Genomic DNA, 22,806 nt, shown 5'->3' on the forward strand with positions numbered 1-22,806 from the left:
CTCTTTCGTTGTCTAATTAACTCTAGTCTAGTCGAGAATAAGGAGACAGGACTTATGCAACTATTACCGCTGTTCAAGGGTTGCGATGGCAACGCGCCAACTCGAAAGGACGGAGAAACGGTGTTTTTTGCTTGAGTCCTAAGATTTCAAAGGCATTAGGAGATTTTAAGGTGACTCAGGGATTTGATTACGATTTAGCAATTATCGGCGCTGGCGTGGGCGGGCACGGCGCGGCCATACACGCGGTTAGCTGCGGGCTGAAAGTGGCAATTATCGAAGCGGGCGACATGGGCGGGACTTGCGTCAACCGCGGCTGCATTCCCTCGAAGGCGCTGTTGGCGGCTTCCGGGCGGGTGCGAGATTTGCGGAATGCCCACCACCTGAAGACTTTGGGAATTCAATTGGGCAGTGTGGATTTCGATCGCGGGGCGATCGCCAATCATGCTAATACTATTGTCAGCAAACTCCGCGGCGACTTGACCAACAGCCTCAAACGTTTGAACGTGGATGTCATCCCAGGTTGGGGAAAAATTGCCGGTTCTCAAAAAATTACCGTCGAAACCGATAAAGGCGAGAAAACTATTACCGCCAAGGATGTTATTCTCGCTCCCGGTTCGGTTCCCTTCGTCCCCCCCGGGATAGAAATTGACGGCAAAACTGTATTTACCAGCGATGATGCTGTCAGGTTGGAATCGCTGCCGAAGTGGATCGCAATTATTGGCAGCGGTTATATCGGTTTGGAGTTTTCGGATATTTACACGGCCCTAGGCTGCGAAATTACGATGATTGAAGCTCTAGATCAGTTGATGCCGACTTTTGACCCGGATATTGCTAAGTTGGCAGAACGAGTGTTAATTGCACCCCGCGATATTGAAACAAAAGTAGGTGTTTTGGCGAAGAAGATTACTCCTGGTTCGCCGGTCATTATTGAATTAGCTGATTTCAAAACTAAGGAAGTTGTCGAAGTTTTGGAAGTTGATGCTTGTTTGGTAGCAACTGGTCGGGTGCCGGTGAGCAAGAATTTGGGGTTAGAAACTGTTGGCGTGGAAACGATGCGCGGTTATATCCCAGTTAACGATAAGATGCAGGTTTTGGCGGCGGGAGAACCGGTGCAAAATTTGTGGGCGATCGGCGATGTTAACGGCAAAATGATGTTAGCGCATTCTGCGTCTGCTCAGGGAATTGCCGCAGTAGAAAATATTTGCGGCCGTGCGCGCGAAGTTGACTATTTGAGCATCCCGGCGGCGGCGTTTACTCACCCGGAAATTAGCTATGTGGGGATGACGGAACCTGCGGCGAAGGAGTTAGGAAAAGCTGAAGGGTTTGAGGTAGCTTCTGTCAAGACTTATTTTAAGGGAAATTCTAAGGCTATTGCTGAAGGGGAAACCGACGGTACGGCTAAGGTGATTTTCCGGAAAGATACTGGGGAGTTGTTGGGAGTTCACATTTTCGGTTTGCACGCTTCGGATTTGATTCAGGAGGCGGCAAATGCGATCGCCCAGCGCGATTCTGTGAACACTTTAGCATTCCGAGTGCACACTCACCCGACTCTTTCGGAAGTGTTGGATGAGGCGTTTAAACGGGCGGCTGGAGCTGGTAGCCATTAATTTGTAGGGGCTGTTTTATTCTTTTATATCCCCGACTTATTGAAGAAGTCGGGGATTTCAGTATTCTGTTTTAGGGCGGCGGTAGAGCAAGTTAAAGGAGATGAAAGTGCTCGCAATTGCATCTTTTAGCATTCTCCAGAACAGGCAAGATGCCTGTTCCACAAAGAGTAAGTTTTTTTTGTGGGGTGGGCAGGATGGTCGCCCGTCAAAGGCTTATTGAGATGGGAACCGTAGAGTACCATTTGGGTGAGGCGATCGCCCTAAAGTTGCTCGAAGTGCGATCGAAGTTGCATCAGTATGTTCTTAAGTTTATCGTTAATGCTCATATCTGTTAAAAATGATTGGAGGGCGATCGGACTTTGATTAATTCACTTAAGATGAGATATTTGTCAGGAACCACTGTTAAGAATTACCTCAGCAATGTCTTGGCGTGTAGCACCGAATATCAGCAAGGTGCGAATCAGGAGATCCAGGGAAGCGGAAGGATCGCCAGCTTCCATTTTAGCAACTCTTGACTGGCTAGAGTTAATTTTCTGGGCAAGCTCGTGCTGAGTCATCTGTTGGCTAATCCGGTTTTGTTTGATGGCTTTACTCAGTGCAAGTTTCATTTCTATGAAAGCAATTTCTTCTGATGAAAGTCCGAGAAATTCCTCTACTGTCCCGATAGTCCATCCTGCTGCTTCTAAGCGTTGGCGTTTAGCTATGTCCATAAAATACCTTCTAGATTTAACTTTAAATTTCGTCGTATTGCTTCAAGCGCTTTTTACATTTTTCAATTATAGAATCCGGTGTTTTGTTCGTGGTTTTGTTAAATACATCCACTATAATAATAGCATCTACATCAATTCGATAAATGATGCGCCAATCCTTGCTTGCCTGTGAATCGGCTAGACGGATTTCGTGACAATGAGCTCCGATGCTTGGCATAGGGCGAGAGAATGGCATGGATAGGCTTTCGCCATCCTGTAGCTTTCGCAGCAGAAATCCGGCTTGAATACGCGCATCAGTAGAAAATGGCGGTGTTTTTACTTCCCCACTAAGCCAGACAAGGGGTTTGCTTTCCGAATCTACCATCTATATTTTGGGTTTTTTTAGATCGTATGTCAAATCAGACATATTGGCAATACAGCTTGCCTTATAAAGAGAAGGTCGATCGTATTTCAATCAGAATGTTGTAAATCTGGCTGAATTTTAGCAACAACAAAAGGAGATTCGAGGTCGATCGACCAGTTTTCATCAATTACTTTGAGATTGGCATCTAAAATCAGAGTCAGTTCGCCAATTTCATCATCGCCATCATCGCTAACCAGGTTGTTTTCGCCAGCAGATAAATCGGCTTTGAGTAAAAATTTAAGTTTAATCCAGTGAGAAGTGGAATGGTTGTTGATGATATTCGTGCCGATCGATCAACCGATTAACTCAGCCTGACTATAGTTTGTCTTATGAATGGTTGTTAAAGCGGTAAATTTCCCTATGGTGTTGGAGAAACAGAATTAGTTATACTCAAAAAAAGAGCGATCGCACTTCAATAATAGAAGGGCGATCGTTCTTTTAGCAGCTAAGTCAATTCTCAGAAATACCAGAGCAACATAGCCGATGCCGAGGATTTTCAGGTGATGGATTTAAAAGACTATTGGGGTTGAGCGGCTTCAACTATAGCCTTGACCATATTAATAGCTTCCTTGATAGGTATGTGACCACTTTCGACATTCCTAATTAAATCCTGAGCATCTTGAGGGCTAATTAGATTAAGCTCAATTGGTTCTTTCAAGGAAACGATAAATTTTGTCTTGTCACTCTCTCCAAGCTTAGATGCTCTTTCTTTTGTTTCAACCTCTCTTAGCTGTTCTTTTAACTGTTTGAGGATTTCTGCTTGTTTCGCTTCATTATAACCGCCACCTCTAGTTAGCCTCGATACTCCATAGGCAATGGCTCCACCTGCTGCTGCAGTTCCAACTACCCATCCTACCGGAGTTGCCCCTAATAAGCTTAGCCCCAACCATGACCCAACAGTTGTAACTATTGGGATAGCTGTTGCACCTGCGGCCGCAGCTACAGTGCCAGCAGCACCAGCACCTAATACTGCACCAACTCCTACAATCCCAATATCACCTAAAATTCCCATTTTATCATTAGGATTTTTTTCCAGTTGCTCGATCGCTTTAAGGATTTGCTCCTTAGTTACCTTTTTATTTTCTGACATATTAAACCTCTTGATTTTTTCAAATTTTGTTTTTTAAGCAGTGATAACGTTGCGAAAAACTGCATTAAAAACATCAATCAGTAGTTGAAAAAACAATCGGGCGATTTGAATAATGTCTTGTGTTACTCCAACTATGCCATCTACTTGACGGTAGCCTTCATCTAGTCTATGTCCAGCGATCGCACCAACAGTTATACCTAGCGCTGCTGCCAATGGCGCTAACAATGGGCCTATAATTGGTACTGAACTTGCCAATAGCCCCACAGCAGCTCCTAGAGCAATGCCCGTAGCTAAATTAGGATGTGCCTTGACAAACTCGATAATTTTGATCAGAACAATTTTCCCTACAGCCAAAACTTTGTTACCAGATTTTTTCGTGTAGCTAGCCAACTCGTGCAATCTGATGGTGACTTCGTGGGGCAAGCCGATATCGTTTAACCAGACATACAACTCGCTACTACTCATTGAATCGGCATCTACTTGCCAGAGAGCCATTTTTAAGTTTGCTTGGGGGAGGGATAATGCTTGTGCAGTCATTTTTTTCCTATGGGAAAGCTATAATAGTGCCTCTTAAATATGATTGTGACTATAAAATCTCAGTCTTGTCGAGTCGGAAAAAGTCGGATAAAGTAGGCACTTTTATATCATTTGCGATTTACCCACGCTAGAAAACGCTGGAGAAACTCGATCGGGCGGGTCGGAAAAAGTCGGATCGAGTAGGATATAATAGGCAAAACCCCAGCATTAACCCGACCTATGGACGTTCAAGAAGTCTTAAAACTTGCCGACGACCTAGTTTTTATCAATACGGGAAAACACTTAGACAATCTGCAAGAGGTGATACTGCGGGGAACTTTACAAGGTCAGAAATACTCAAAAATAGCAGATGAATCTCACTGTAGTGAAGGTCACATTAAAGATATTGCCTCTGAATTATGGCAGCTACTATCAGAAGTATTAGGCGAAGAAGTCAATAAATCAAATTTTAGAGTCACCTTCGAGCGATTAAAATTATCAAATCTCTGGAACTTCAATAATAAAGATTGTGTACACATTGGTAACGTCAACGTCTGTGAAAATAGTTCACAGTCTCCAAAATTCCCCAACTCACCAACCGATGAAGAACCTCTAAACAAAGGCAACACTGAACCAAAATTGCGTCAATTCTTAGCTGAAATGCCTAAGTCTGGCATTTTCTACGATCGCGCATCCGAACTCACCACCCTCAAACAGTGGATTCTCCACGAAAACACCCGCCTACTCGCCATACTAGGCATAGTCGGCATTGGCAAAACAGCTCTCGCCGTACACCTAGTAGAACAAATCAAACATGAATTTGATTTCATCATCTGGCGAAGTCTCGCCACATCTCCACCCCTGTCAATACTTCAAACAAATATAATTCAATTCTTCAGTAGGGGCGATGTCCCCGTGCCAGCCCCAAATGCCGACGGCGTGGTTGTCCCAGAGAATGGGGCAACCACGGGGGGTTTGCCCCTACTGAACTACTTGCAAAAATACCGCTGTCTGCTGATACTCGATGACGTACAAATGGTAAATAGCAGCGGACAACTCGCTGGTATTTACCAACCTGGATACGAAGATTACGGCACACTATTCAGACAGGTAGGAGAATTATCTCACAACAGTTGTTTAATCCTGATTGGTTCGGAAAAGCCTAGAGAAATCGCCGCATTAGAAGGCAAAAACCAGCCAATTCGCTCATTACAACTGAATGGTTTAGGTGCAGCAGCGGGGGGAATTCTCCGAGAAAAAGGTTTAACTGAAGATGCAAAATTGTCAGAACTAATTGAACAATATAGAGGCAATCCCTTGTGGTTAAAAATAGTTGCTACAATGATTCAAGATTTATTTAACGGCAGCCTATCGGATTTTTTGTCTGACGAACCATTATTTTTAGGTGATTTAGAATCTTTACTGGATAGGCCATTTAATCGTTTATCCGAGTCAGAAAAACAGGTAATGTCATGGCTAGCGAGTGAAACCGCGCCAGTTTCCCTCTCAAAAGTGCCAGAGAATCTGCAATTATCTCGATCGCACTTTTTGAAAGTGATGCAATCCTTGGGACGGCGTTCATTAATTGAAAAAATCCCGGAGGGCGATCGTACATTTTTTACCCTTGCACCCGTACTAAAAGAGTATGTCAAAACTAACTATTGCCCCTCAACATAGAACATGAAGCCCGATCGCCCTTATAATCTTCTTAGTATTGGCAAGCCAAAAACCATGTCACTCACACAAACCCAAGTCACCTATAGCAATCCTAAATGATTTTCTATATCTAGAGCAATCCTAAATGATTTTCTCTGTGTAAGTATATTGACGTATTTTGGGGAAATCAAATTTATGTTCGTTAGTAAAAAACTCTCTCCAAAAATTTGACAATCTTAAAAGACCTACATAAATACCAATACTTTATTAAAAAGTTTTTAGCTTGTAACCAAATATCTTCAACCGGATTCTGTCCGGGAGCATTGGGAGCAAATAAAATACAAATAATTGACCAATTATCAGGTTTTTTGTCACCATTTAGTTCTAATAAAAAGTCTCTAAATTCTCCATATTTATGATAAATATCTCCCTACATTATCAAGATAATCTTGCGATTTTTATATTTATTTTGTAAATATTTTATGAATTTAACTGTTGATTTTCCATCGCCAGATGGATGGCTCTGAACATGGAATTCTTTGCTTGGATAATTGAGTGCGCCCAAATAAGTTTGTCTATCTTTTTGATTGGTAATTGGAAATTCAATTCTGATGCAATGATTGACCCCAAATATAACCAGTTAGATCGCCATTAAGTAGATGACATTCATCTAAAAACAATACTATTCTTTCCCCGGATTCTATACCTGCCTTGTTTTTCAATAAAAAAAATGTTAATTTATTCCGTGTTTTTTTACCAGTTTTTTATAAAATTTAGGATGAGTTGTTTGAGTTTTTTTAACTATTTTTTTCGATAAAAAGTTCATATTAACTCTGTTTTGATTTATATAGCCTTTCGAGCTCTCATATGAGGTACTCTAGGGAATAGGGCATAGGGCATAGGGCATACCTCACTTTTTTGAGAACCGCTGTATATCACGCCAAATCCTTGCTCTAAATCAGTAACCAGCTCATCTAAATTCCCATATTCTTTATTTTTTAACCTCTCAATTACTTCAGTATTTTGTTGAGCTGTTAAGTACCCTATGTCATAGTTTGAGTGCGGCGATACCTTGGGTTTTAAATTGTTTTTTCTGACAACCAATAAAAAAATACTTACACGCCATATCTTGCTGATTTCATGGTAGATCACCTGAGAGCGCCATCCTTACAGCTATTGCTCGTTTTAGTTCTCTGGCATCGAAATCGCTTTTAATGAAAGATTCTAATTGGGCTATTTCTTTTTCACTATCTTTTTGTAGCCGTTGTAATTTATTCATTTTTTTTCACGGTCGAGTATTGCATATAATTGTATCACAATCATGATAATAATTTAGGATTGCTATACATGGAATCTGCTGTAAGATTATAATACTAAATCCGGATTGGTTAAATCTTAATTATTGGGTTCGTAGCCGATATGGTAAGTAAAAAACCTTGCCAATTACAAATTACGAATTACTAATTATTGGTCAAAGCTAAAAATAGCTGCACAGCAGTCAACAGCGGTATACCTGACACTCCGCCAAATTAAATGTAGGATTAAGTGTTGCCGTGAATGAGAAATAAAAGATGAACGTATCCACTATTTGGCGAAAACTCCGCAGCCAGCAAGCCTTCTGCTTGGCTGCACTCCTGGCAGGTTGCCTGGTATTTATCGGTTGTTCCCCCGCACAGTCAGGGGCTGGCAATTCAGTCGATCCCAAGTTGAAAGAGCAAGTCTTGCAGATTATCCGCGAAAACCCGCAAGCAATTTTAGAGTCGGTACAAGCGTACCAGCAACAGCAGCAGCAGTCTCTCAAAGCAGCGCAGGAATCATTTTTGCAGCAGATGAAAAGTAATCCCAAATCTGCAATCGGGGATTCTCCCACCACGGGTTCAGCTTCGCAGCAGATTGTACTTTTAGAATTCTCTGACTTTCAATGTCCGTTTTGCGCGCGCGCTTACGATACTGTCAAGCAGTTTATGGCAAAACACCAGGACAAAGTTACTTTAGCTTACAAGCATTTTCCTTTGACTTCAATTCACCCTCAAGCGCTGCCAGCAGCTAAAGCAGCTTGGGCGGCAGGGCAGCAGGGCAAATTCTGGGAATACTACAGCGCTTTGTTTGAAGGGCAGAAAGAGTTAGGCGAACCATTGTACGGATCGATCGCCCAAAAGCTCAATCTAAAATTAGATAAATTCAACACCGATCGCAACAGCCCCGCTGCCGAAGCAGCCATTGCCAAAGACGTGCAACTGGCTCAAAAACTGGGCATTGAAGGCACTCCGTTTTTTATTATGAACGGCAAAACTTTCTCCGGGGCGATCGAGCTTTCTGAGATGGAAAGCATTCTCGCTAGTATCTCCAAATAAGTAAGCCCACCTAAAAAAAACCGAACCCCCAGAGCCCCGATTTCTTAAAGAAGTCGGGGCTCGAATGGGCGATCGGGTCGATCGCTATATTTACTGACTAATTTTTACGATTGGGAACAAAGTTGCTCCTTGTGTTGTCTTAGTAAGACTCTAAGCTGCTTATGACTTAAGCATTATATCTTGCCTTTTACAAGCTTTCCCCAACCTAGCTAGTGGATTCAAATGATTATTTGTCAATACTAATTTGAATTCTTTTGGCAAGAAGATTGCCGCTTTTAAGCTCCATTTCCCTTGCATCTACGAGGAAAATTTATCATGGAAAAAATTAGGCAAATAGTTGTCATTGACCCAACCGTTGAAGATTATCAAAGCCTTGCACCAAGCGCTGAACCAAGGAAAGAGATATTTATCCTCGATCGGGCGGGGGATGGAGTCGAGCAAATTACAGAGTTATTAGCTAGCTACACCGATATTTCCGCCGTTCATATTGTTTCTCACGGCGGGGCTGGAAATTTGCAACTGGGGTCAATTCAGCTAAATTCCGACAACCTAGACGAATACGGCGATCGACTTGGGCAGTGGAAAAAGGCCTTAGCCCCTGGCGCCGATATCCTCCTGTACGGTTGCAGCGTGGCGGCAGACATCGCCCCGCTATCGGTGGGGCGATCGTTCTTGGAACGCCTCAATCAACTCACAGGTGCAGACATCGCCGCCTCCAAAAACCTGACAGGAAGTGCTGCATTAGGCGGCGACTGGGATTTAGAAGTAACAATTGGTTCGATTGAGACACCTTTGGCATTCACCCAAGAGGCGATCGCAGCTTACAGCCACGTTTTAGCTACTTTCTCAGTTACCAACACCAACGACTCCGGTGCAAACTCGCTGCGAGATGCCATTACCCAAGCCAATGCTACCGCAGGCGCAGATATTATTGACCTGACTGGCATTACTGGCACAATTACCCTCGCTACGACACTGCCAACTATTAATGAAAGCGTCACTCTAAACGGCCCAGGTGCAGCTACCTTGACAGTCAGCGGCAGCAACGCAGTGCAGATACTTACCACTAATACCGGCACTGTTAGCATTTCTAACCTCACCTTTGCTAACGCTAATACTGGTGCTGGTGGCGGTGGCATTAGTAACGGCAATGGCGTAACGCTAAACCTCACCAACGTTACCTTTTCTAATAACACTGCTGGAGGAGGTGGTGCTCTTTTCAATAGTGGCACGGCGACACTCACTAATACTACCTTTACTAATAATAAAGCAACTGCATTCGGTGGCGGTGCGATCAGAAACCAAGGCACGATGACAGTCACTGATAGCAGCATCACCAACAACGAAGTGATAACCCAACCCGGCGGCGGCATTTATAACGAAGGTACGCTTGCGATCGCCGGCACCACTTTCTCCGGCAACAAAGCAAGTGATGCAACAGATCCTTTTTTTTCCGGAGGTGGCGCAATCTACAGCAACGGCACTCTCAACATCACTAACAGTACGCTTTCCGGCAACACGGCCGTACAAAAAGGCGGTGCTATTTGGTGGAGCGGTACTGCGGGGACTATCACTAACAGCACCATCACCAATAACACGGCTGACTCAGATGCCAACAACGGCGCTAATGACAACGGGGGTGGCATATTCAGCAGTCTGGCGACGATCGCTCTCAGAAATACTATCATCGCCGGTAACTTTGATGCCTCTCCCGCAGTAGGAACTATCAATCCCGACGTTTCTGGCAACATCACTGGGAATAACAATAACCTGATCGGGAATCTCACGGGCAATACGGGTACGCTTGGCACGGGCAGCGACATCGTTAACCCAACTCCTGGGCTAGCAGCGCTGGCAAATAACGGCGGCCTTACGCAAACCCACGCGCTGAATGCAGGTAGTCCCGCATTCAACGCAGGCAACAACACAGGCGTTTCAACTAACGATCAACGAGGTGCTGGTTTTGCTCGCATCGGCAACGGCATCGTTGACATTGGTGCTTATGAATATCCCGACATTCTAGTTAACTTTGGTGCTCCCACTTTCTCAGGTACAGAAGGAATTGCTGCTACTACTGTTACTATCCCAGTCACTCTCAGCGCTACTCCCCTCGCCAATGTCACCGTACCATTAGTTAACACAGGTACGGCTACCCAAGGCGCAGGTTCTGACTACACTTTTACCCCTGGCTCTATCACTTTTAATGCTGGTGCCAGTGGTGCAGCCCTTACCCAAAATCTCACTGTTACTATCAATCCTGATGACATCCCCGAAAATGATGAAACAGCCGTTTTCAACTTCGGTACTATTATTAATGCCGTTGCTGGAACTACTAACCAAACTACCCTAACTATACCCGCCAACGACCCGATTTCTTATGCGATCGCACTCACAAATCCAGCGACAGGTTCCTTAATAGAAGGCAATTCCGGCACTCAACCCGTCACTTTCACCGTCACTCGCAGCGGCGGCACGGGGGTAGCGAGTACAGTAGATTATGCGATCGCCGGTACCGCTAGCAACGGCGCCGACTACAATAATATCAATGCTGCGGGGGCTACTAGCGCCACAGGGACGATCGCCTTTGCCGCCAACGAAACAACTAAAACTATTGCTGTGGATGTCTTGGGCGAAACCGCAGTTGAACCTGACGAGACAATTACCGTCACCCTCAGCAACCCAAATTTGACCGCAGCGCCGGAAAGTTCGACTGTCACCGCCAGCACCGCCACTGCTACGATCGTCAATGATGATACTCCTAGTATCTCGATCGGTGATGTAGTTGTTACCGAGGGCAATACGGGTACTGCTAGCGCCACCTTTACTGCCACTCTCTCAGCAGCTTCTAGCTTGCCCGTCACCGTCAATTACGCCACGTCAGACGGTACTGCTAACACTGCTGATAGCGATTACGCGGCGGCCGCAGGCAGCCTCACCTTCAATGCCGGGGAAACGACAAAAACCATTACTGTTGCTGTCAACGGCGATTCTAAGTTTGAAACTGACGAAACATTTAACGTCAACCTCAGCACCGCTGTCAATGCGACTATTACTAAAGCGACGGGCATAGGTACGATCGTAAATGACGACTTGGAGTCACCGACGCCGACTCCGACGCCGACTCCGACGCCGACTCCGACGCCGACTCCAACTCCGACTCCAACGCCGACAACAACTCCGACTCCAACGCCGACAACAACTCCGACTCCAACTCCGACTCCGACTCCAACGCCGACTCCGACTCCAACGCCGACTCCAACGCCGACAACAACTCCGACTCCAACGGAAAGTCCGACTCCGACAACAACTCCGACTCCAACTCCGACTCCAACGGAAACTCCGACTCCGACTCCAACTCCGACTCCAACGCCAACTCCAACGGAAACTCCGACTCCAACGCCAACTCCAACGGAAACTCCGACTCCGACTCCGACTCCAACTCCAACGCCGACAACAACTCCGACTCCGACTCCGACGCCAACTCCAACTCCGACTCCAACTCCGACTCCGACTCCGACTCCGACTCCGACTCCGACTCCGACGCCAACTCCGACTCCGACTCCAACTCCGACTCCGACTCCAACTCCGACGCCAACTCCAACGGAAACTCCGACTCCGACTCCGACTCCAACGGAAACTCCGACTCCGACTCCGACTCCGACAACAACTCCGACTCCAACGGAAACTCCGACGCCAACGCCAGAAACTCAAGACGAAGATTGCATTTGCAAGCAGATAACCTTTCCCAGCCAGACTGCTATTCGCGGCCCCAACCAAACAAATAGCACCACCAACGGTACAGAAAGCGACGACATTCTGGAAGGTTCGATTACCAATGACAATATCGACGGCTTAAATGGTAACGACTTAGAGGTTGGCTTCACTGGCAATGACAATATTTATGGCGGATCTTACCTCAGTATCGATCGAGGAAATACAACCATTCTTCCCTCTGCCAAAGATAGCGACGTACTGTTTGGCAATGAGGGCGATGATTACCTCAACGGGGGTGCTAAAGATGATTTAATCTTTGGGGGCGAGAACGAAGATGTTGCTTACGGTGGCAAAGATGACGACATAATTTTTGGAGACAAACAGAGCGATACTTTAATTGGCGATGAGGGTAACGACACATTATACGGTGGTACTGTTAACCCTTCAGACATCGATTCTACAGGTCGCGATTTGCTATTTGGCCTCAGTGGCGACGATTACCTGAACGGGCAAGAAGCCGAAGATTCCCTTTCTGGCGGTAATGGAAACGATACAGTGCATGGTGGCAAGGGCGATGATTTGGCCCTAGGAGACTTGGGCAACGACGTGCTGTTTGGGGATGAGGGCAGCGATACTCTCTGTGGTGGCGAGGGAGAAGATACTATGTACGGGGATATTGGCAGCCCTCTGGCGATCGCCTCCGCTGGCGCTCAAGACCAGATGTGCGGTGATTTGGGCAACGATTTGTTGTTTGGCAATGAAGGTCAGGATACCGTTAACGGTGATGCTGGAAACGATACTCTTTATGGAGGCAAGGATGAAGACAGTTTACTGGGTAGTGCTGGGGACGATTGGTTATTTGGAGATGAGGGGAATGATACTTTAATTGGAGGTACTGGGGACGATCGATTTATCTTAGGTATCGACAGCGGCAGCGAGACTATTTTAGACTTTCAAGATGGTCGCGATGCGATCGGCTTGAGGGGCGGTTTAAGTTTCTCGCAACTGAGCATTACTGTAGAAAATAATTCTACTTTGCTCCGAGTTACCAGTTCCGGTCAACTGTTAGCAACTCTCAGCAATGTGTCAACAGGGCTGATTAATGCTACCGATTTTGTAGCGGTCTAAATCGATACCCCTAGGGACACGACTTTGCCGTGTCCATTGGTGTCAACTTAACTTCAAACCCAGTCATATCAAATCCGTTAGCATCGGAATAGTAAATTCGAGTGAACAGTTAACCGTTAACCGTCAACATCATTCCGGTGCAACCGAAATTGATATCATTTATCTCTCTCCCCTTCCTCTGCTTCCTCTGCGTACTCTGCGGTTAAATCATATCAAATCCGGTTGCACCGGAATGATATAGAGGAGAAGGCTCTTGGAGTGTCCCTACCCAAAATAATATTGTAGGGAGACGGCACGTGCCCTCTCCTAATTTCTGCTACTAATAATTCCAATGCTACCGGAATTTCCCGATTGAAATTGCTAGAATTAAGGCAGTCGAGACGATGCGTGTTGCAGTTCCTTTTGATGTATCATTTATGGAGGACTACTTTTATGCCATCCTTGAAATCTCCAACCGATCGAACCAGTGGATTATACGTACGTTCCCCAGAGGGAGAACAACTTATTTTTCCCCTGAAACATACAGAAGTCCGAGCAAAAATTGCCGGAAATTTATCGCGAGTTGAAGTCTCACAGCAATTTGAAAATCCTTTCACCAAGCCGTTAGAAGCCGTCTATATTTTCCCGCTACCGGAGGAAGCAGCGGTAGATGAGATGGAAATTAAAATTGGCGATCGCACCATTAAAGGCAGCATCAAAAAACGCGAAGAAGCCCAAAAAATTTACGAAAAAGCCAAACAAGAAGGGCGGACTGCGGGTTTGCTGGAACAGGAGCGAGATAATATTTTCACCCAGTCCCTCGCCAACATCAAACCGGGTGAATCAATCGATGTCACGATTCGCTACACTGACAGTTTGAAATTTTTAGCTGGCGATTACGAATTCATTTTTCCGATGGTTGTCGGGCCGCGATATATTCCCGGTACGCCGCTGGATGAAACGGCTGCTAGCGGTAGCGCCCCAGCCCCAATGACAGTCAATTCGTCTACCGATATTGTCCCCGATGCGTCGCGCCTCAATGCCCCGATTTTGCCACCGGGAATGCGATCGGGACACGATATCGGCGTGACGCTGGAAATTGAAGCTGGCGTACCGATTCGTAATGTCAATTCCCCATCCCACCAACTGCAAATTGAATATTTCGACTCTCCCCAAACTTCCTTAGCAAGCGAGCACAAAAATGGGCTGAGGGTGCGCGTTCAATTGGGGAATCAAGATACAATTCCCAACAAAGATTTGATTGTTCGCTATCAAATTGCTGGTCGAGAAACTCAATCGACGGTATTAACTCAAGCGGACGATCGCGGCGGGCATTTTGCAGTTTACTTGATTCCGGCGATCGAGTACAAAACTGATGAAATTGTGCCGAAAGATGTCGTTTTTTTAGTCGATACTTCCGGTTCGCAATCCGGTGCGCCTTTGCAGCAATGTCAGGCATTGTTGCGGCAATTTATTAACGGGCTGAATCCAGCGGATACTTTCTCGATTCTGGATTTTTCTGACAAAGTGCGGCGACTTTCCCAACAACCGCTACCGAATACAGCAGAAAATCGACAACAGGCGATCGAATATATCAACAAACTGCGCGCTTCTGGCGGTACGGAAATGTTGGGGGGGATTCGGGCGGCGATCGATTTTCCCGCACCATCCGGGCGCTTGCGAACTGTGGTATTCCTCAGCGACGGTTACATCGGCAACGAAAACCAAGTTCTCGCGGAAGTGCAGCAGCATCTCAAATCGGGGAACCGCCTGTACAGCTTCGGTGCGGGGAGTTCCGTCAATCGCTTTTTGCTCGATCGCATTGCGGAAATCGGGCGGGGAATCTCCCGGATTATCCGGCACGACGAACCAGTTAACGAATTTGTCGAAAAGTTTTTCCGGCAAATCAACAATCCGGTGTTGGTAAATCTGGAAATTACTTGGCAGGGAGAGGGCGAAAATCCGGTAATTTATCCGTCAGTTGCGCCGGATTTGTTTGCCGAACAACCGCTGGTTCTCTTTGGAAAAAAGGGCGATCGCCAAGCTGGAACCCTTCATATTAAAGGGGTTAGCGCAGGCGGACACCAGTACGTCCAAACCTACCAACTCGACTTTACAGATCCTGGAAATCCGGCAGTTGCCCAGCTTTGGGGGCGGCACCGCATCAAAGATTTGATGAATCAGATGGTGCAGTACGACACTAAGGTGGGAGTGGAAACAGTGACAGAAACGGCGCTAACCTATCAGCTTCTGTCGCAGTACACGGCTTTTGTGGCTGTCAGCGATGATGTGCGCGTCGAACCTACGGAATCCATCTCGATGAACGTTCCTGTAGAAATGCCGGAAGCTGTGGAATATGAGGGCGTATTTGGTGGCACAGGCTATGTAGAAGATAATGGCTGCACAGACTGGATGGAACCAGAAGGAGAATTAGAACGCGGCATCTCATTTAAGCGCCTAGAAAAACGGATGTATCCATTGCGCGCACCAGCCAGGGCTAGCGCCCCCGCACCGTCAAAGGCGCGCCGCACATCACCTGTAGAAGTTGTTAGCGCTGCGGGGTTGGATGAAGTGACGATCGATAGTTTAAACCAACACTTGGCAACTCTGACTGTGCCGCCCGGTACAAACGGCGAATTGGTGTTAGAAATTGTCTTCAGTAAGGTGCGCCCCAGCCGCATAGTTGTGGATGCTGAGGCTTCGACTTTGGCGGATGTGGAGTTGCTGAAAACTATCAAAAAATGGCTCTTTAGCTGGCGCATTCCTCACTTTATTGGGGATACAGTGCGCCTGACGTTGCGGGTGCGATCGTAAAACAGCTTGAGTTGCACCACAATAGTCTCCTGATTCCGGCCAATAATTATGCCGATGCTACCGCAATGGATATAACTATAATGTAGTATCAGCGATTTCTAAGATTTGGGACTGGTAGCTCAAGAGGAAGAGCACTGCGACAGCATCGCGGAGGTTGGGAGTTCGAGCCTCCCTCAGTTCCACCTTTTTGGGGGCTATAGCTCAATGGAAGAGCGCTTTCTCTGCAGGGAAGAAGTTGGAGGTTCAAATCCTCTTAGCCCCCACCCATCGATATCAAATCTGGATATATGAAGGGGTTTTCGCGCTCAATTTCTCAAGGGGTTGGTCAAGATGAATCTCCCACCAGACCAATTAGAAATTTGCCTCAATGTTCTGCAAAAAATTTCAGAAGATCCAGCGGTCATTGGCGACCACGATCGCTTCAAAAGTTTGATTGCCAAAATCTACAAACAGGGACGCAAAGGTTTGCGTCAATCTCAACAACAACAACGGCGAATTGAAGATAGGCAACTCAAAGCATCAACCGTCATGGTGCAGCATCAGCACCAACAACAGCCATGCGCTGCGTTACCAGAATCAACAACCCGATCGTCGCAGCATTTGCACAAGCCCATCCTTTGTTACATTTGCAAAACACCCTATACAGAAATTCATTTTTTTTATCATTCACTCTGCCCAAAATGTGCTCAATTTAATTACCAAAAACGACAACAGCGAACCCATTTAGTTGGGCGAACTGCATTAGTGACAGGCGGACGCATCAAGATTGGCTATCAGATGGGATTGCGACTGTTGCAAGATGGTGCTAGGGTGATTCTCACCACAAGATTCCCCTATGACTGTGCTAATCGCTATAGTCTAGAACCCGATTTCGAGCAGTGGCGCGATCGCCTGCAAATTCACGGACTCGATCTGCGAAATATTCCAGCATTAGAAACATTTGTACGGGATTTATTCCATACTGAATCAGCTCTCGATCTGATTATCAACAATGCAGCTCAAACTATCAAGCGTCCATTGGCATTTTATCAGCATCTCTTAGAGCGAGAAGAAGAAGCATCACAAATACTCAGCAACAACGCCCAAGCATTAATCCCGCTCGATAGCAATCTATTAAAGGAGCAATTACCTCGACATCAATCTATTTTACTCGAAAGTCAACCGAATTACAAAGCTCGCCTACCGAGTGCGATCGCTGATTACTTCCCGCGCGATTGCTTCGATGCTGACCGACAACAACTGGATCTTCGCCCCGAGAATAGCTGGTTGCTAAAACTGGATGAGGTAAATACGATTGAGTTACTTGAAGTACAGGTGGTGAACGCGATCGCACCCTTCATTCTTAACAGTCAACTCAAACCATTACTACTTCGTTCATCCTTTGAAAGACGATTTATCATCAACGTTTCAGCAATGGAAGGACAATTCAACCGATCCAGTAAAACACCCTATCATCCCCATACCAATATGGCAAAAGCAGCTTTGAATATGATGACGCGAACCTCGGCGGTTGATTATGCTCGATCTAATATTTTCATGAACAGCGTCGATACGGGTTGGATTACCAATGAAAATCCCGATCCTAAGAAAATACGAGTTCAAGGAGAACAAGGCTTTTACACGCCCTTAGATGCGATTGATGGGATGGCAAGAATTTACGATCCGATCGTTCAAGGTATTGAAAACCCCGCTCCTCCGATTTACGGTCATTTTCTTAAAGACTACGCCCCCTATCCCTGGTAGCAAATGATGATAAATACCGCTCTTCACTGTCCGTTACCCAATCCTATAGAGTCTTCCTCCGAAGTTGTAATCGAACTCAAATCGTTAATCGATTATCTCCAAACCGATCGACCGATAGCTCAAAAAATAGTCTTCCCGCGCGGCACAGTCATGCCCGATGGACGACTTGATTTGTGCAAGCAAGATTTAGGTGTAATGGGATGTCATTTAGTGACTCAAGCATTGGCAAACAATGATGCGATCGCTAGCTTATTATTGGGAACCAATGGTATTGGCGATCGGGGTGCTCAGGATGTGGCGCGATTGATTCAACGTAACAACCGTTTAGAGATTGTCTATTTAGGTTGCAATGCGATTTCATCGACAGGTATTGCTGCACTTGCAGCAGCGCTGACGCAGAATCAATCTATAACTGGTTTGTGGTTAAAACGCAATCCGATTGGTCCTGAAGGTGCAGATCGTCTAGCGGAAATGTTGCGTCACAATACAAGTATCCGCACGCTAGATTTGGTCAATACTCAAATAGGAGATGAGGGATTAGCAGCCATTTTAGAGGTTTTGACTTACACCAATCGTACTGTTGAACGGCTGTACTTGGGCGGCAATCAAATTCAGGAAAACCATGCTGCTTTACTGGCTAATCTTTTAGCTGATAATCCTGTGATTACTGGCTTATTTCTTAATGTCAATCATCTTGGCGATCGAGGTGTTACAGTTTTAGTGGATGGATTGGCAGAAAATAAAACACTGGTTGATTTAGGACTAGCTAGCAATGGAATTGGGGTAGCAGGGTGCAATCCATTATTAGCAGCAGTGGCAACCCATCCCAAACTTAGTAATCTGGATTTAGGTTATAGTCCTTCTACAGGAGTGTTGGGAGCACAGCCCAATCAGATTGGAGATATCGGTGCAAGTGCGATCGCCCATTCGATCGCACGGAACCAAACCTTATTGAAACTCAATCTTTGTCGGAATGGAATTGGCAATTTGGGAAAAAAAGCGCTCATTGCTGCATTAGAAATCAATCAAAAATTACGTTATCTGATTTTAGATGGGCAACCCGATCGGCGAATTGAAGTTTTGTTAGATCGCAACCGAATGCTGAATTTGGGTGAAGAATTACATCAGCCTCGTAGTGTTTCTTTAATTCAGAGTGTATATCGTTGAGTTTAACCCTGTTTTGCGACTCGTCAGTATTTAATGTAAAATAAATTCAGCAAATTTTAGAACTAGGACAGGCCGATCGATACCGCCGCAAACAACCGGGATTAATCTGGGCGAGTAGTTTATTGCCGGGGCGATCGTGAATTTATCTGCCCTCCAAGGTTCGCAACCTGCAATAGTCGAGACGATTCACTTTCGTTCATTTTTTCTATCCCTTTTCATCCCACACTAACCTCGATCGGTATAGTGTGGGGATTCCCGTCTGTTTAGCTAAAAAGTCATGCAACAGTTTGTAGTGAGGACTTCAGTCCTTTCTTAAATCTTTTAGCCACTAAGGACTAAAGTCCTGACTGCGAACCAGTTTTATTCTGGGTAATTCACCGGACACGATCGCATTTTCAATTAAACAGCAGCCAACTCGGGAGTCGGGCGCTTGCTGTGGCGGATACCCTCGATCGCCGCTGCGTAATCGTTCGCCTTAAACACAGCAGAACCAGCGACGATCGCATTTGCGCCCGCTTCCAGAACTTGCCAAGTATTGTTCCCTTTCAAACCGCCATCCACCTCAATCCAAGGATCGAGGCCCTTGTCGTCGCACATTTTACGCAACTGGCGAATTTTCGGCAAAACGGCCGGGATAAAACTTTGACCGCCAAAGCCCGGATTGACGCTCATAATCAGCACCAAATCGCAAAGTTCCAGCACGTACTCGATCAACTCCAAAGGCGTCGAAGGATTCAGAACCACACCAGCCATTTTGCCCAATTCCCGAATTTGGCCGAGGGTGCGGTGCAAGTGAGGCGAAGCATTGTGTTCGGCGTGAACCGAAATAATGTCAGCACCAGCCTTAGCGAAGTCCTCGACGTACTTCTCGGGCTCCACAATCATCAAGTGGACATCGATCACCTTGGTAGTAACGGGGCGAATTGCCTCAACAATCAGCGGCCCGATAGTAATATTAGGAACAAAGCGACCGTCCATCACATCTACGTGAATCCAGTCAGCCCCAGCTCGATCGACAGCCTGAATCTCTTCTCCGAGACGGCTAAAATCGGCTGATAATATGGATGGAGCAATAACGATTGATTTTTGGGATTGGGTCATGGCTAAGTCTGTTCTCCTGTCTGCTGTGCTGTATCCAGTTTATCAAAATACGGGTCTCCGGGTCGAAAAGTTGCCAACGATCGCTCGCGAGATTGGGAGGGTCAAAAAATTTTGCCTCTGACAGACAAGTTTGGCGATTGCGCCCCAGCCCAGCTCTCGGAATTTTGGTTTAGGATATAAATTTTCCCTCTAACAAATAACTTGTGTGCAAAATCTGACCTTCTGCAAATTTTGAGTACCGAATTATGAAAAAAACAGATCCCTTAGAAAATCCTGAACTCGATCGTGCCAGTCTGTTTGTATTAATGATCCCAGTCATCGGCTTTTTCCCCGCCCTGTGGACTCTTTACCGCCGTCAGGGCAGCCCCGAACGCAAAGCCGTCAGCCGTTTGGCAATTGCCCTTGCTTTTAGTTGGCTCTTAGGACATATTCTTTTAGAAGCTGGAGCGATTTCTGCGGAATCTCCGACACTTCCCATGTTATTAATGAGTAGCCTGCTAACAACCAGCTATTTCATCGTTGCTCTGGGACTGATGGTTCGCCTCTGGAAGCGTCAACCACTATGGTTGCCCGGCATTAGTCGCGTAGCCGAGCAAGTAGTAGGCAAACATTTATCATAATTTAGGGTTCTTTTAAGCCCCTACCCTATTGATTGATTGCGTCTTCAGCTTGATACTACATATTGCCATTATCTTTTTTATTTTTGTTGTGTGTGAGGAAGCCAGTGCCAGCTCAAAAAATTCCTAATCAAGACCCTATCCAACAATCAACTGCTCAACCTGCAACCAAAAAAGCTTCCCAGCCCCATCGAGGCCGCTGGCTGGGTTTTGGTTTTGGTTTGGCTGGAGTAGCCATGCTCTCAGCCACAGCCGGAGCGTTGCTAGCCGTCTCCCTTTCTACAACGCCGCTTCAGCAACAAAAGTTGAGCCCTGAAGAAGCGGCGGTGTTTTCTCAAGGCGACATGGCAAAGCTCAGCATGAAAATGCCGGAGCTGACTCGGCCAGTTAATATCTTAGTTTTAGGACTTAAAGTTCTCAGCTCAGACCTCGACGGCCATCCCGATAAGGAGCTGGGATACGATGTCTGGCAAAACTCTTTTAAGGGGTTAACCGATACCATGCTGTTGGTTAGGTTTGACCCTCAAAATAAAAAGTTAACCGTGCTTTCCATTCCGCGAGACACCCGCACCTATGTTGAAGGCAGGGGTGTAGTGAAAATCAACGAAGCCAATTACTACGGCGGCCCGGCTTCCTCAGCCAAGTCAGTCAGCGGACTCTTAGGCGGCGTGGGAATTGACCGCTATGTCACAGTCAATATTCAAGGAATCAAAAGTTTGGTCGATGCCCTGGGTGGCATTACTATTAATGTCCCTAAAGACATGAAGTATACCGATGAAAGCCAGCATTTATATATAGATTTAAAGGCTGGCAAGCAGAAACTCAACGGCGAACAAATCGTGCAATATTTGCTTTACCGGCACGACGATTTGGGCGACATCGGGCGGGTGCAGCGCCAACAATTGTTGATGCGGGCTTTTGTGGAACAGGAAGTAAATGTAGGTTTGCTGTCTCGACTACCGAAGATTTTGTCGGTGATTCAGTCTCACCTTGACACCAATTTGAGTATAGAAGAATTGGTAGCTTTGGCTGGTTTTGCTACTCAAACCGATCGCGCTGGCGTGCAGATGTTGATGGTTCCCGGCAAATTTAGCGATGCTAAGGACTACAAGGCAAGTTTTTGGTTGCCCGACCAATATGCCATCGAAACTATGGTAGCGGAACATTTTGACTTCGGCCAAAATACTTGGAAAATTGAGAATGCTGATTCGACTTTTCTGAATGTGGCGATTCAAGATAGTACCGGAGATCCATCTGCTGTTGAAGCTTTTGTCAATAATTTGACTCAAGCCGGTTATCGGAATGTTCAGGTGTATAAAGCTTGGCCCGAACCGCTGGAGGTAACTACTCTAGTAGCTCAACAGGGCGATATTAAAGGTGCTCAAGCGATTCGCCAGTTTTTGGGTTTTGGAGATGTGCTGGTGGAGAGTACCGGTTCTTTGCAGTCCGACGTGACAATTAGATTGGGTAAGGATTGGTTGGAGAAAAAGGCTCAGTCCGGCGGTGCGGCTAAGTCTTTTTAAACTGGATTTTAACTGGGGTATTTGTAGGGACGCAGCATTGCTGTGTCCTCTTCTTTTCTGTTGGTATGAGATGTAGGCGATCGCTTTTTTGTCGATTTACTGATACTATATTTTTTGGTGATGATGAATCGCGATCGCAATACCGATACTTCCCTCGGCAATCTGAACTGAAACAATAACCAACGAGGGAAAGCTTAAGATATTTTAGAAAGGTAGGGTTGATGAACAAGGGTGCTAAAATAGACCGACAGCGGGAACATCAGGCAAATGAACGCACCTTTCTGGCATGGTTACGAACTTCACTCGCTTTAATTGGTTTTGGGTTTGCGATCGCTCGGTTCAGTTTATTTCTGCGTCAATTTCAAGCTACAGTGACTCAGCAAGAAGTTTCCTCCCCTCCCTTCTTCAACTCGGAAACTTTAGGGCTGAGTCTGGTCGTTTTTGGCATTGCGGTCATTGCCTTAGCAGCATGGCGTTATAATCGAGTTTTCTGGCAAATTGAGCGAGGTGATTATCGCCCAAATCGCGTGCTAGTTTGGATTCTGACTGGAGTTGTAATGATTTTAGGAACGTTAAGCATTCCCTTGTTGCTGTGGCGCGATCGCGGAAATATAGCTCCCACTGCAACTCCTAAAAAATCTCAATTCTAAGTTAACCCGATCGCTTAGCTAAAGTGCCTCTTCC

General features: G+C 46.0%; 16 protein-coding genes and 2 tRNA genes. 12 read left to right on the plus strand and 6 right to left on the minus strand.

The window, feature by feature from the left end; translation table 11 throughout:
* The first annotated feature begins 170 nt into the window (after positions 1–170).
* Entirely contained in the window at positions 171–1,607 is a 1,437-nt protein-coding gene (gene lpdA, locus OSC7112_RS30630) for a dihydrolipoyl dehydrogenase (protein WP_015179557.1), read from the plus strand.
* Positions 1,608–1,996: 389 nt separating this feature from the next.
* On the opposite strand, the gene OSC7112_RS30640 is transcribed toward lpdA, so the two are convergent.
* The 4 genes from OSC7112_RS30640 to OSC7112_RS30655 all read right to left on the minus strand — a co-directional run bounded on the left by OSC7112_RS30640 (position 1,997) and on the right by OSC7112_RS30655 (position 4,347).
* Entirely contained in the window at positions 1,997–2,317 is a 321-nt protein-coding gene (locus tag OSC7112_RS30640) for a helix-turn-helix transcriptional regulator (RefSeq protein WP_015179558.1), read from the minus strand.
* A 22-nt stretch (positions 2,318–2,339) separates the two neighbouring features.
* Positions 2,340–2,681: a type II toxin-antitoxin system RelE/ParE family toxin gene (locus OSC7112_RS30645; protein ID WP_015179559.1), complete on the minus strand. Its 342-nt coding sequence runs from the start codon at positions 2,679–2,681 to the stop codon at positions 2,340–2,342.
* 556 nt (positions 2,682–3,237) lie between these two features.
* Positions 3,238–3,810 (minus strand): hypothetical protein, encoded by a 573-nt coding sequence (locus OSC7112_RS30650; RefSeq protein WP_015179560.1) that lies wholly within the window; start codon positions 3,808–3,810, stop codon positions 3,238–3,240.
* A 33-nt stretch (positions 3,811–3,843) separates the two neighbouring features.
* Entirely contained in the window at positions 3,844–4,347 is a 504-nt protein-coding gene (locus tag OSC7112_RS30655) for a DUF2273 domain-containing protein (RefSeq protein WP_015179561.1), read from the minus strand.
* Positions 4,348–4,566: 219 nt separating this feature from the next.
* On the opposite strand from OSC7112_RS30655, the gene OSC7112_RS30660 reads away from it, so the two are divergent.
* The gene (locus OSC7112_RS30660) at positions 4,567–6,003 is read left to right on the plus strand and encodes a helix-turn-helix domain-containing protein (protein WP_015179562.1); all 1,437 of its coding nucleotides are present in this window, start codon (positions 4,567–4,569) and stop codon (positions 6,001–6,003) included.
* 1,117 nt (positions 6,004–7,120) lie between these two features.
* Here the strand turns inward: OSC7112_RS30660 and OSC7112_RS40380 are convergent.
* Positions 7,121–7,261, minus strand: a complete 141-nt coding sequence (locus tag OSC7112_RS40380) for a hypothetical protein (protein ID WP_190274299.1) — start codon at positions 7,259–7,261, stop codon at positions 7,121–7,123.
* A gap of 292 nt (positions 7,262–7,553) precedes the next feature.
* On the opposite strand from OSC7112_RS40380, the gene OSC7112_RS30670 reads away from it, so the two are divergent.
* The 7 genes from OSC7112_RS30670 (at position 7,554) to OSC7112_RS30700 (ending at position 18,881) form a co-directional block, all read left to right on the plus strand.
* Positions 7,554–8,336: a DsbA family protein gene (locus OSC7112_RS30670; protein WP_015179563.1), complete on the plus strand. Its 783-nt coding sequence runs from the start codon at positions 7,554–7,556 to the stop codon at positions 8,334–8,336.
* 315 nt (positions 8,337–8,651) lie between these two features.
* A complete protein-coding gene (locus OSC7112_RS30675) occupies positions 8,652–13,178 on the plus strand; it encodes a DUF4347 domain-containing protein (RefSeq protein ID WP_015179564.1) in 4,527 nt (1,508 codons plus the stop codon).
* Positions 13,179–13,610: 432 nt separating this feature from the next.
* A complete protein-coding gene (locus OSC7112_RS30680; RefSeq protein ID WP_015179565.1) occupies positions 13,611–15,971 on the plus strand; it encodes a VIT domain-containing protein in 2,361 nt (786 codons plus the stop codon).
* A gap of 107 nt (positions 15,972–16,078) precedes the next feature.
* Positions 16,079–16,153: transfer RNA gene (locus OSC7112_RS30685), tRNA-Ala, on the plus strand.
* 8 nt (positions 16,154–16,161) lie between these two features.
* Positions 16,162–16,233: transfer RNA gene (locus OSC7112_RS30690), tRNA-Ala, on the plus strand.
* A 68-nt stretch (positions 16,234–16,301) separates the two neighbouring features.
* On the plus strand, positions 16,302–17,714 hold the full coding sequence (locus OSC7112_RS30695) for an SDR family NAD(P)-dependent oxidoreductase (RefSeq protein ID WP_015179566.1): 1,413 nt from the start codon (positions 16,302–16,304) through the stop codon (positions 17,712–17,714).
* Positions 17,715–17,717: 3 nt separating this feature from the next.
* Complete coding sequence (locus OSC7112_RS30700) at positions 17,718–18,881, plus strand: leucine-rich repeat domain-containing protein (protein WP_015179567.1); 1,164 nt, start codon at positions 17,718–17,720, stop codon at positions 18,879–18,881.
* Between the two features lie 399 nt (positions 18,882–19,280).
* Here OSC7112_RS30700 and rpe read toward each other — a convergent pair whose 3' ends face one another.
* A complete protein-coding gene (gene rpe / locus OSC7112_RS30705; RefSeq protein ID WP_015179568.1) occupies positions 19,281–19,982 on the minus strand; it encodes a ribulose-phosphate 3-epimerase in 702 nt (233 codons plus the stop codon).
* 245 nt (positions 19,983–20,227) lie between these two features.
* Here rpe and OSC7112_RS30710 point away from each other — a divergent pair, with 245 nt between their 5' ends.
* The 3 genes from OSC7112_RS30710 to OSC7112_RS30720 all read left to right on the plus strand — a co-directional run bounded on the left by OSC7112_RS30710 (position 20,228) and on the right by OSC7112_RS30720 (position 22,772).
* Complete coding sequence (locus OSC7112_RS30710) at positions 20,228–20,602, plus strand: hypothetical protein (RefSeq protein ID WP_015179569.1); 375 nt, start codon at positions 20,228–20,230, stop codon at positions 20,600–20,602.
* Between the two features lie 104 nt (positions 20,603–20,706).
* Positions 20,707–22,122: an LCP family protein gene (locus OSC7112_RS30715; RefSeq protein WP_015179570.1), complete on the plus strand. Its 1,416-nt coding sequence runs from the start codon at positions 20,707–20,709 to the stop codon at positions 22,120–22,122.
* Positions 22,123–22,343: 221 nt separating this feature from the next.
* Positions 22,344–22,772, plus strand: coding sequence for a YidH family protein (locus OSC7112_RS30720; RefSeq protein WP_015179571.1), 429 nt, complete (start codon positions 22,344–22,346; stop codon positions 22,770–22,772).
* Positions 22,773–22,806 lie beyond the last annotated feature (34 nt).

This window comes from Oscillatoria nigro-viridis PCC 7112, assembly GCF_000317475.1.
GTDB classification, from domain to species: Bacteria; Cyanobacteriota; Cyanobacteriia; order Cyanobacteriales; family Microcoleaceae; genus Microcoleus; species Microcoleus nigroviridis.

Excerpts from the sequence above, each read along its gene's own strand:
- OSC7112_RS30640 (WP_015179558.1), bottom strand. The coding sequence starts at position 2,317 with ATGGACATAGCTAAACGCCAACGCTTAGAAGCAGCAGGATGGACTATC.
- OSC7112_RS30645 (WP_015179559.1), bottom strand. The coding sequence starts at position 2,681 with ATGGTAGATTCGGAAAGCAAACCCCTTGTCTGGCTTAGTGGGGAAGTA.
- OSC7112_RS30650 (WP_015179560.1), bottom strand. The coding sequence starts at position 3,810 with ATGTCAGAAAATAAAAAGGTAACTAAGGAGCAAATCCTTAAAGCGATC.
- OSC7112_RS30655 (WP_015179561.1), bottom strand. The coding sequence starts at position 4,347 with ATGACTGCACAAGCATTATCCCTCCCCCAAGCAAACTTAAAAATGGCT.
- OSC7112_RS30660 (WP_015179562.1), top strand. The coding sequence starts at position 4,567 with ATGGACGTTCAAGAAGTCTTAAAACTTGCCGACGACCTAGTTTTTATC.
- OSC7112_RS40380 (WP_190274299.1), bottom strand. The coding sequence starts at position 7,261 with ATGAATAAATTACAACGGCTACAAAAAGATAGTGAAAAAGAAATAGCC.
- OSC7112_RS30670 (WP_015179563.1), top strand. The coding sequence starts at position 7,554 with ATGAACGTATCCACTATTTGGCGAAAACTCCGCAGCCAGCAAGCCTTC.
- OSC7112_RS30675 (WP_015179564.1), top strand. The coding sequence starts at position 8,652 with ATGGAAAAAATTAGGCAAATAGTTGTCATTGACCCAACCGTTGAAGAT.
- OSC7112_RS30680 (WP_015179565.1), top strand. The coding sequence starts at position 13,611 with ATGCCATCCTTGAAATCTCCAACCGATCGAACCAGTGGATTATACGTA.
- OSC7112_RS30695 (WP_015179566.1), top strand. The coding sequence starts at position 16,302 with ATGAATCTCCCACCAGACCAATTAGAAATTTGCCTCAATGTTCTGCAA.
- OSC7112_RS30700 (WP_015179567.1), top strand. The coding sequence starts at position 17,718 with ATGATGATAAATACCGCTCTTCACTGTCCGTTACCCAATCCTATAGAG.
- rpe (WP_015179568.1), bottom strand. The coding sequence starts at position 19,982 with ATGACCCAATCCCAAAAATCAATCGTTATTGCTCCATCCATATTATCA.
- OSC7112_RS30710 (WP_015179569.1), top strand. The coding sequence starts at position 20,228 with ATGAAAAAAACAGATCCCTTAGAAAATCCTGAACTCGATCGTGCCAGT.
- OSC7112_RS30720 (WP_015179571.1), top strand. The coding sequence starts at position 22,344 with ATGAACAAGGGTGCTAAAATAGACCGACAGCGGGAACATCAGGCAAAT.